This is a genomic window from Streptomyces scopuliridis (genome assembly GCF_042790125.1).
Lineage (GTDB): Bacteria > Actinomycetota > Actinomycetes > Streptomycetales > Streptomycetaceae > Streptomyces > Streptomyces scopuliridis_A.
The window spans coordinates 226694-233436 of sequence record NZ_JBHTZS010000007.1 but is presented as its reverse complement, the minus strand read 5'-3'; the positions used below and the strand labels follow the sequence as shown (position 1 = coordinate 233436).

General features: G+C 72.7%; 5 protein-coding genes. 2 read left to right on the top strand and 3 right to left on the bottom strand.

Going from position 1 to position 6743, the window contains the following annotated elements; genetic code table 11:
* Positions 1 to 86 precede the first annotated feature (86 nt).
* Together ACFRKB_RS13995 and ACFRKB_RS13990 are read right to left on the bottom strand one after the other, a co-directional pair.
* Positions 87 to 2396 (bottom strand): helix-hairpin-helix domain-containing protein, encoded by a 2310-nt coding sequence (locus ACFRKB_RS13995; RefSeq protein ID WP_463291734.1) that lies wholly within the window; start codon positions 2394 to 2396, stop codon positions 87 to 89.
* A complete protein-coding gene (locus tag ACFRKB_RS13990) occupies positions 2381 to 3364 on the bottom strand; it encodes an aldo/keto reductase (RefSeq protein WP_383105910.1) in 984 nt (327 codons plus the stop codon). The genes ACFRKB_RS13995 and ACFRKB_RS13990 overlap by 16 nt, the downstream gene beginning before the upstream one ends.
* Positions 3365 to 3492: 128 nt before the next feature.
* Here ACFRKB_RS13990 and ACFRKB_RS13985 point away from each other — a divergent pair, with 128 nt between their 5' ends.
* Entirely contained in the window at positions 3493 to 4545 is a 1053-nt protein-coding gene (locus tag ACFRKB_RS13985) for an LLM class F420-dependent oxidoreductase (RefSeq protein ID WP_383105908.1), read from the top strand.
* A 240-nt stretch (positions 4546 to 4785) separates the two neighbouring features.
* Positions 4786 to 5571 (top strand): ferritin-like domain-containing protein, encoded by a 786-nt coding sequence (locus tag ACFRKB_RS13980; RefSeq protein WP_383105906.1) that lies wholly within the window; start codon positions 4786 to 4788, stop codon positions 5569 to 5571.
* A gap of 52 nt (positions 5572 to 5623) precedes the next feature.
* Here ACFRKB_RS13980 and ACFRKB_RS13975 read toward each other — a convergent pair whose 3' ends face one another.
* Complete coding sequence (locus ACFRKB_RS13975) at positions 5624 to 6664, bottom strand: magnesium and cobalt transport protein CorA (protein WP_383105905.1); 1041 nt, start codon at positions 6662 to 6664, stop codon at positions 5624 to 5626.
* Positions 6665 to 6743: the final 79 nt, after the last annotated feature.

Sequence of the window (6743 nt, the reverse complement as noted above, 5' to 3'; positions counted from 1 at the left end):
GGGGCGCACCCGGCCGCCTCCCCCCCCCCGCCCCGCCCCCGGCACGTGGTGTCCGGGGCGCGGGCCGTACGGGCGTCAGGGTCCGCTCAGCCCGGCTGCGCCGCCGGGGCCAGCAGGCTCTCGATCAGCGGACGCAGCCGGGTCGTCCGCTCCTGGGACGGGATGTCCGTCACGGCGTGCGGAAGCGCCTGGTCGACGCCGTGCACCACGGACAGATGGCGGTCGCCCCGGCCGAAGGCCGTATAGACCCATGGGCGGCTGAGCCCCCGCGCGGCATCGCCGGGGAGCACCACGACCGCCGCGGGCCAGCGCATCCCCGCCGCCTGGTGCGCGGTGAGCGCCCAGCCGTGCCGTACGGCCGACTCGACCCGGTCCCTGGGCACGACGACCTCCGCGCCCTCGCAGTCGAGACGCAGCCCCTCGGCGTCCGCGGAGACCACCGCCCCCTGGAGCGTCCTGCCGGGCGACGGTACGTAGGCGACCCTGTCGCCCGGATCGAAGCCGCCGAACCGGCCGGGACCGGGGTTGAGCCGCTGCTTGAGCGCCGTATTCAGGGCGCGGGTGCCGGCCGAGCCGCCATGGCCCACGGTGATCACCTGTGTCTGCCCGGCGTCCACCCCGAAGGCGCGCGGCACCGACTCGGCCACCAGCTGCACCGTGCGGTGCACCGCCTCGCCAGCGTCCCGCACCGGAACGATCACGACCTCCTTGCCGGGGGCCTCGACCTGCTGCAGCTCACCGATGCCGATGCCCGAGACCAACTCGCCGATCGGCCCCGGATCGGGGGTACGGGAGGCGAGCTGCGGGCACACCCGGGCGGCCAGCAGATCGGCGAACACCCGGCCCGCACCCGCCGACCACAGCACTCCGGGGTCACCGCCGAGGACCAGCCGGCTGCCGTCGGGCAGCGACTCGACGATCATCGCTGCCGTCTCCACATCGAGTTGGGGAGCGTCCAGCACGATCAGCAGATCGAGCGCGAACATGCCGTCCGCGTCCCGGCCGGGGCCTTCCGTACCCGCCAGCAGCCCGGCCACGGTGACCGCCTCCGCCGTCGCGTCCAGCCGGTCGCGGCCGTTCTCGCTGTGGACCGCGACGACCGCCCGCATCCCGAGCGCACGGGCGGCCCCGGCCAGGGCGACCGGCTCGGCGCGCGCGGCCTCACCGCCGGTGTGCAGGACGAGCCCGTGGCCGGCGACGGCGCGGATCAGCTCCGCCGCCGCGCGCGGGGCCGCCGCCGCGGCCTCGTCCCAGGAGTCGTCGGGCCCGGTCCTGACGAGCCGCGCGAGCCCGTCGGCGAGGCTCTCCTCGGCGAGCGCGTACCGGTCGAGTCCCAGCAGCACCGGGGCCGGCGGACCCGCCTCGGCCGTGTCGGTGCCGCGGGCCGGCTCCACGCCCTCCGCGGCCTCGCCGGCCTCCGCGCCGGCTCCGGAACCGTCCGCGTGGTCATCGGAGTCATCCTCGAAATCGCCTCCGAAGCTGTCCTCCGCGCCCTCCTGGAACACCAGCACCGCACCCTCGGCGATCGCGTGCCGCACCGCCTCGTGGGGGTCGGGCACCGCGTGCTCGGCGAGCGTGCCCCGTACGGAGGCGGCCTCCAGCGCCGTGTGCCCCTGGAGCGCGGCCCGTTCCAGCAGCCAGCCGACGAGCGCGGCGGCCCGCCGTTCGTCACCGGGGCCGCACGCCGCCCCGAGCAGGGCACGCGCGAACCCGTCGGCCTGCTCGGGCCGTACCCCGGGAACGGCCAGCAACTGCCACGGGTCCTCGCGCAGCGCCTCCGCGGCCTGCTCCCCGAGCGCGGCGACGACCTGCCCCGCCAGCGCCTCCGGCGCACCGCCCTCCGCCAGCACGGTCCGTACGGCGGACACCGCCTCGGCGGGAACGGTCCGCGGTGCCGACGGGTGCGCCGAAGAGCGCTCCGAGGAGGGCACCGGCGCGGGCTCAGCGGCGCGCGGAGACGGCTGAGGGCGCTCGGGGGCGGCGGACGCGCGCGGGCCCAGCAGGGACCGGTCCACGGGCGCGCCGCTCTCCACGGCCCGTACGGCGGCGAGCAGATCGGCGGCCTGCCCGCTCAGTTTCGTGCCGGCGGCGATGGGGCCGGCCTTCTCCGCCTTGCGCCGCTCGATCCGCTCCCGCAGCTCCCGCTGGGCGGCCAGCTCGGCCGCGGCCTCGGACACCTCGGCCGCGGGGGTCTCCGCCACCGCACCCGCCGCCACCGCACCCTCGGCCGTCTCGTCCTCCGCGGTCTCGCCCGCTCCGTCCGGCGCGTCCGCCACGGAGTCCGGCGCGGGCCCGGCAGCGGCTTCCGCGTCGGGCCCACCCGCCGTGGCGTGCTCAGCGGCGGTCTCGGCCGCCCCTGCGGCGGTGTCGCGGTCCGTACTCACAGCGTGCTCCAGTCCTGGTCGGGATAGCGGTGCACGGGCGCCGACACATCGTCGAGCGCCTGGCAGATCTCGTCAGGAAGACTAAGGCTCTCCACTGACAGAGCGGCCGTGAGCTGCTGCGCGTTCCGCGCGCCGATGATCGGCGCCACCACCCCGGGGCGGTCCCGAACCCACGCCAGCGCCACTTCCAGCGGGGTCGTGGCAAGCCCCTCCGCCGCCGTCGCGACCGCGTCCACGATCCGGCTCGCCGCCTCGTCCAGATACGGCTCGACGAACGGGGCCAGCATCTCGGAGGCGCCCCGGGAGTCGGGCGGTGTGGTGTGCCGGTACTTGCCGGTGAGCACCCCGCGCCCCAGCGGCGACGAGGGCAGCAGCCCCACTCCCAGATCGATCGCGGCCGGCAGCACCTCCCGCTCCACCCCGCGCTGGAGCAGCGAGTACTCCATCTGACTGCTGGCCAGCCGGGTCCGTATCCCGGGCGAGGCCAGCTGCCAGGTGGCGGCCTTGGCCAGCTGCCAGCCGCAGAAGTTCGACACCCCCGCGTATCTGGCCCGCCCGCTGGTGACCGCGATGTCCAGCGCGTGCAGCGTCTCCTCCAGCGGGGTGCCGGTGTCGAAGGCGTGGATCTGCCACAGATCCACATAGTCCGTGCCGAGCCGCTCCAGGGACGCGTCCAGCGCCGCGAGCAGATGCCCGCGCGAACCGTCGAAGCGCCGGTAGGGATCCGGCACACTTCCGGCCTTGGTCGCGATGATCAGATCGCGCCGCGGAACGAGCCGTTCGACGAGTTGACCGAGCAGATATTCGGCCTCCCCGCCGCCGTACACGTCCGCCGTGTCGATCAGCGTTCCGCCCGCTTCCCAGAAGGCCTTCATCTGGTCGGCGGCGTCGTGCTCGTCGGTGTCCCGTCCCCAGGTCAGGGTGCCGAGCCCGATTCTGGACACGCGCAGGCCGGTTCGGCCGAGATGCCTCTGCTCCATGGCTGCTGAGATTACTGGCCACGGCCCCACGCGGAGAGATCCTGTGGACAACCCGCCCCTGACGGATCCTCCTGTCGCGCGCTAGAGTCCCGGGCACAGGGACGTTACTCATCGGTAAGGGAGTGGTTATGCGGCTCGGCATCAACCTCGGATACTGGGGCGCGGGGATGGACGGCGACAACCTCGCCGTCGCGCAGGAGGCCGACCGGCTCGGCTATGACGTCTGCTGGGCCGCCGAGGCGTACGGCTCCGACGCGCCGACCGTGCTGAGCTGGGTCGCCGCGCAGACCGAGAGCATCGACGTCGGCTCCGCGATTCTTCAGATCCCGGCGCGCCAGCCCGCGATGACGGCCATGACCGCCGCCACCCTCGACTCCCTCTCCGGCGGCCGGTTCCGGCTCGGCCTCGGCGTCTCGGGACCGCAGGTCTCCGAGGGCTGGTACGGGGTGAAGTTCGACAAGCCCCTCGCCCGCACCCGGGAGTACGTGGAGATCGTCCGCAGGGCCATGACCCGTGAGCGGCTGTCGTACGAGGGCGAGCACTGGACGCTGCCGCTGCCCGGCGGCCCCGGCAAGCCGCTGAAGCTGACGGTGCATCCGGAGCGCGAGCACATCCCGCTCTACATCGCCGCGATCGGCCCCAAGAACCTGGAGCAGACAGGCGAGATCGCCGACGGCGCGCTGCTGATCTTCCCCTCCGCCGAGCACCTGGAGGACACGGCGATCCGCCATCTGCGGACGGGCCGCGAGAAGGCCGGGCTGACCATGGACGGCTTCGATGTCTGCCCCACCGTGCCGATCGCGGTCGGCGACGACATCAACGCGCTGGCCGATGTCTTCCGTCCGTACACCGCGCTCTACGTGGGCGGGATGGGCAGCCGCGAGCAGAACTTCTACAACCAGCTCGCGCGGCGCATGGGGTACGAGAAGGAGGCCGCCGAGATCCAGGACGCGTACCTCGCCGGAGACAAGAACGGCGCGGCGGCGGCCGTACCGCACGAGCTGATCGACTCGACCACGCTGCTCGGCTCCATGGAGCGGATCGCCGACCGGATGGGGGCCTACGCCGCCGCCGGTGTCACCACGCTGACCCTCGCCCCGTCCGGTTTCACGCTCGACGAGCGGATCGCCGCGCTCCGCGTCGGCACGGAAGCCCTGGAGCGCGCCGGGCTGGTGTCGTAGCGCGAACGGGCTACCGGATCCGCGCGCCCATCAGGGAAGTCTGCGGCCGTGGTGGGGGCTCGGGGGGTCTTCCCCGCCACGGCCGTCATGTACGACAACGCGTCCGGGGGCCGCTCGGTTACGCGCCGGGGCCCCCTTCGCGCTCCTTCATTCGGCTCAGCCGGCCGGCGTAGCTGTTGCCTGTTACCCCACACCCCATTTGACTCGGTTTCTGCGGATGTCTGTATGGAGGTGGCAGTGATGCTCTCGGCCCGAAGCCTGTTCCAGGAAATCCTGGACGACGACCGTTCCTTCCGGCTCTTCTGCTCCATCGCGGCCAGCGGCGAGGCCCAGGGCGGCTGGGAGAACGGCCGGATCGCCGCTCTGGTGCCGGAGTCCATGCGGGATCTCGCCCCGAAGATCGCCCGGCACGGCGCGGACGAGGACAAGCACGGGCGTATCTTCAACGCCCTTCTGAGGAAGCGCGGTCTCCAGCCGGTCGCGGTGCCCGCCGAGACCGACTACACCATGCTGCTGGAGCGGCAGGGAATCGGGCTCACCCACACGAAGCTGCGCCGTGACGAGCCGCTGACCGAGGAGGACATCCTCGTCTATCTCTCGCACAGCCGGATCACCGAGCAGCGGGCCGCCGACCAGATGGTGATGCTCGTCCGGTACTTCGGCGACAACCCCGAGGTCGGCAAGGCCGTCAAGATGATCAGCAATGACGAGGACAACCATCTCGCCTACTGTCACGAGGAGTTGCTGCGGCTGGCCCGCGCGGGCCACGGCCGTACGATCCAGCGCACCCTGCGGCACTGCGCCCTGTCCGAGATCAGGATCTACCGGCAGGTGAGCCTCGCCGTGATGGGGCGGATGGGCCGGATCCTGGGCTGGCCGGCGCCCAAGTCGGCGGCGCTCGTCGCGGGGATCCACGCCATCTACGCGTACGAACGGCTCGTCGGCTGGCGCCGGATGGTCACGCTCACGATGCCGGAGCGGCGCGACGCGCTCGGCGGGTCCGCCACCGCCGCACCTGCCTTCTGAACGCACCTGCCTTCTGAGTCCTCGCGTTCCCAAACCCCGAAGTACGGGCGGGTCAGAGCCAGCCGCGACGCTTGAACGCCCGGTGCAGCCCGAAGACCACGACCACCATGAAGGCGATCACGGCCGGGTACGCCCACACATATCTCAGCTCCGGCATGTGCCGGAAGTTCATGCCGTAGATCCCCGCGACCAGCGTGGGGACGGCGGCCATGGCCGCCCACGCCGAGATCTTCCGCATGTCGTCGTTCTGCCGCACCCCCATCTGCGCGAGATGCGCCGACAGGATGTCGGAGAGCAGCCGGTCGAGCGCCTCCACCTGCTCATTGGCGTGCAGCAGATGGTCGTTGACGTCCCGGAAGAACGGCTGCGAGCCCGTGTCGACGAACGGCACCCCGGGGACCGCCAGCCGGGCCATCGGCGCCGCCAGCGGGCCGGTGGCCCGGCGGAACTCCATCACCTGCCGCTTGAAGGTGTAGATCCGCTCCGCCGTCGACGCCCCCGATCCCGGTCCGGACCCCGGTCCCTGCCTGGACGATCCGGATCCGCCGTCGCCCCCGTTCGGCGCGAAGACCTCCTCCTCCAGCTCCTCCAGATCGATCTGGAGCTCCCCGGCCACCTCGATGTAGTGGTCCACGACCGCGTCGCTGACCGCGTACATCACCGCTGTGGGGCCGTGCCTGAGGACCTCGGGCTCCGCTTCGAGCCGCTGCCGTACGGCCGCCAGCGGAGCGCCCTCGCCGTGCCGGACCGTCACCACGAACGAGTCGCCGACGAAGAGCATCAGCTCACCGGAGGAGACGATGTCGTTCCTGGGCTCGTAGCTCACCGGTTTGAGAACCATGAACAGCGAGTCGTCGTAGATCTCCAGCTTGGGCCGCTGATGCGCGGTGAGCGCGTCCTCCACGGCCAGCGGATGCAGCCCGAACTCGCTGCTCACAAGGGCGAACTCGTGAGCCGTGGCCTCGTGCAGCCCGAGCCAGAGGAACGCGTCGCCCGTGGCGCGCGCCTCGGCGAGGGCGTCGGAGAAGTCGGCGGGGCCGTCGGTACGGCGCCCGTCGCGGTAGATGGCACAGTCCACGATCACGGCGGGCATTCTTCCCCCTCCGCCTCCCGCCCGCATCCCTCGGGCACGTACCGGCCCATGACGCCGCCGTACCGACCGCCTACGCTGG

What these genes read in the sequence shown, in the direction of transcription:
- ACFRKB_RS13990 (WP_383105910.1), bottom strand. Translation starts at nt 3,364, where the DNA reads ATGGAGCAGAGGCATCTCGGCCGAACCGGCCTGCGCGTGTCCAGAATC.
- ACFRKB_RS13985 (WP_383105908.1), top strand. Translation starts at nt 3,493, where the DNA reads ATGCGGCTCGGCATCAACCTCGGATACTGGGGCGCGGGGATGGACGGC.
- ACFRKB_RS13980 (WP_383105906.1), top strand. Translation starts at nt 4,786, where the DNA reads ATGCTCTCGGCCCGAAGCCTGTTCCAGGAAATCCTGGACGACGACCGT.
- ACFRKB_RS13975 (WP_383105905.1), bottom strand. Translation starts at nt 6,664, where the DNA reads ATGCCCGCCGTGATCGTGGACTGTGCCATCTACCGCGACGGGCGCCGT.